This window comes from Pseudoalteromonas sp. ESRF-bin5 (assembly GCF_002632075.1).
Lineage (GTDB): Bacteria > Pseudomonadota > Gammaproteobacteria > Enterobacterales > Alteromonadaceae > Pseudoalteromonas > Pseudoalteromonas marina.
This window is the reverse complement of sequence record NZ_NTLW01000238.1, coordinates 1-2,566: the sequence shown is the minus strand read 5'-3', so window position 1 is coordinate 2,566 and position 2,566 is coordinate 1. Positions and strand designations below refer to the sequence as shown.

Genomic DNA, 2,566 nt, shown 5'->3' with positions numbered 1-2,566 from the left:
AGTAGCAGGGTATTCATCCCCATACGGGCAGCTGCCAATGCGGCTTCAGTGCCTGCATGTCCACCACCTACTACGATAACGTCAAAATTTTCATGAAAAATCATTAATGGGATCCTACTTAAATCAAACCGGTAAACTTCAAAAGGGAGCGTATTCTACCTAGAAATGAGCAGAAGATAAATGATTAAACTGTGCTCAGATCTAAGTAAGTGATCTCTAATAATATAAAGGATCTTTTAAAGAGATCTTTTAATACTATTACTACTACTGATCGGGTTTTCTGTTGATAAGCTTTAGATCTTGTTTAAAAACATTAAATTAGATCAGATCTAAAGGTGTTAATATGATCGGATCATCCCACAAATAAGCACTGATCAAAAAGCCACTTTATGCACAGGGGGCGATTAGTTAGATCTTATCCCATGGATAAGCATGCTTTAAAATGCAGTTTATTCAAACTTTATCCACATTATTAATTAAATTATTAGTAAATTGTGAGTAACTTTTATATGAGATTTTACTTGATCTCTTTATTTTAAACCTGTTTGGGTAACCCAAGTGTCTAACCAAGCGAGGGCTGTGTCTTCAGGGAGTGACTCGTCTAATATATTTAATTCTAAGCGTTCAGCCACTTTTATAGCGCCTTTTTTGCTTAGTAGTGCTTCTATATTGCGCCCTGCTAAGTTATATGTGTCGTAGCTGGTATCACCTAATGCAATAACCGAAAACTTTAAATGCTTTAAATCAGTTGATTGCGCTACTTGTTCTACAAAGCTTAAAAGGTTATCGGGATAATCACCTGCGCCATAAGTAGATGTACATATTAACCAGAGCGTATTGTGTTGATCTATTTCATTAAATTTTGGCTGATCATGGAGTTGGGTTGTAATACCTTGGTTATTTAGCTCATCGCTTAATTGCTCCGCAACATACTCGGCCGATCCCATTTGGCTGCCCACAATAATATTTACTGAACTCATGATTAGTTATGATCGCATTAGTTTTAATTGCTGCCTATGATAGCCGAGTACAAACTGCAGTAAAGGGAAGAGTGTGGGTTTGGATAACTATTTTTAGGCTAATTTTTAGATCATTGTTTAAAGTTTTTTTAAGTTGTTGATTTATATAGATGTAAAATAATACCTTCAAATGTAACCTTCTGATCAAACTGTTAATAAGATTGGGGGAAGTTCTGTTTAACTTTATACTCTATGTAACTAAAATTTTGTAAGTTATTGATTTTAAGCTTTTGTAAGTCCAATTATGATGAATGTTTAATATAGAAGTAATGTTGATCATTGTGTGGATATAAAGGGTGTTGATAACCGATTATTTAGATCGAAAATAATTTTAAATAACGATCAATTAAATATGATCTTATTAAATAAATATCAAAATAGTTTTTATAACGGCCGCTTTTTACTAAAAATAGAGCTAATAACGTGTATTTCAGCTAAAAAATTTTGGATTTTTGTCCAAAAAATGGAAATTGTGGATAACTGATCTGACTAAATTTAAAGTTTTTGTGATATTCGATCATGCATTTACATGTTTGAGCTGGTGGATAGCGCGATCAATACACACTTGTGATCGCCTTATTTTTTGATATATAGCCAATTAAGGCTGCAATTTTAGCTAATAAAATATTAAAAACAGTGATTTCAGCTTGTTTTAAGGTTAATTATAGTGGCTTAACTTATTCGTATGTGTGAGATATATCACCTTAAATAGGCGGTTATATCTTGTAAAGTAGGTCATTAATAAGCTTTTAAAGATACTAATTTAGTGAAAATGAGAGCCTAAAATAGCACTCAGCTTATCTAAAAAATATCCATATGTTGATATAGGAAGGCTTAATTAAGGCAGTAAAAAAAGGGCGTTTTTACGCCCTTAATTTTTAATTATTTAATTGTTAGGTCTTTTATTTACCAATACAGAACGAGCTAAATATTTTTCCAAGTAGATCGTCTGAAGTAAACTCACCGGTTATTTCGTTTAAAAATTGCTGCGTTAGGCGCAGCTCTTCGGCCAAAATTTCACCTGCAACATGCATTTCAAGCTGCGTTTTACCCGTATCTAAATGATAAGCTGCGCTCTCTAAAGCGTCTAAATGACGGCGACGAGCCATAAAGCCACCTTCTGTTGCGCCGTCAAAACCTATACAGGCCTTCAAATGTTCACGAACGAGCTCTATACCTTCAGCGTTTTTAGCACTTAAACTTATGACCGGGTATTGTTGGTTTTCATCCAAGCCTACAACATCACCCGACAAATCGGCTTTGTTTCTGATCACTGTAACACCCATACCTTTTGGTAATTTTGCCATAAACTCTGGCCAAATTTTATGTGGGTCGGTGTCTACAGTATCGGTGCCATCAAGCATAAATAAAACGCGGTCGGCTTGGTTTATTTCATCCCATGCGCGCTCAATACCTATTTGCTCTACGCGGTCAGGGCTCTCACGAAGACCTGCGGTATCGATAATATGCAGTGGCATGCCATCAATATGGATGTGTTCGCGCAGTACGTCGCGGGTGGTACCTGCTATTTCGGTTACGATTGCTGC

General features: G+C 35.5%; 3 protein-coding genes. All 3 read right to left on the bottom strand.

Features of this window, described 5'->3' with window-relative positions:
• The coding region (locus BCG07_RS14870) for an FAD-dependent oxidoreductase (protein ID WP_286890868.1) at nt 1–104 on the bottom strand (104 nt) is incomplete at its 3' end.
• A gap of 426 nt (nt 105–530) precedes the next feature.
• Nucleotides 531–980, bottom strand: coding sequence for an FMN-binding protein MioC (gene mioC, locus BCG07_RS14865; RefSeq protein ID WP_006793961.1), 450 nt, complete (start codon nt 978–980; stop codon nt 531–533).
• A 941-nt stretch (nt 981–1,921) separates the two neighbouring features.
• Nucleotides 1,922–2,566, bottom strand: a 645-nt coding sequence (locus BCG07_RS14860) for a GTPase (RefSeq protein ID WP_286890865.1), incomplete at its 5' end; no start/stop codon positions are given.

Bases quoted from the DNA above. Each gene is read 5' to 3' on its own strand.
- mioC (WP_006793961.1), bottom strand. From the start codon at position 980: ATGAGTTCAGTAAATATTATTGTGGGCAGCCAAATGGGATCGGCCGAG.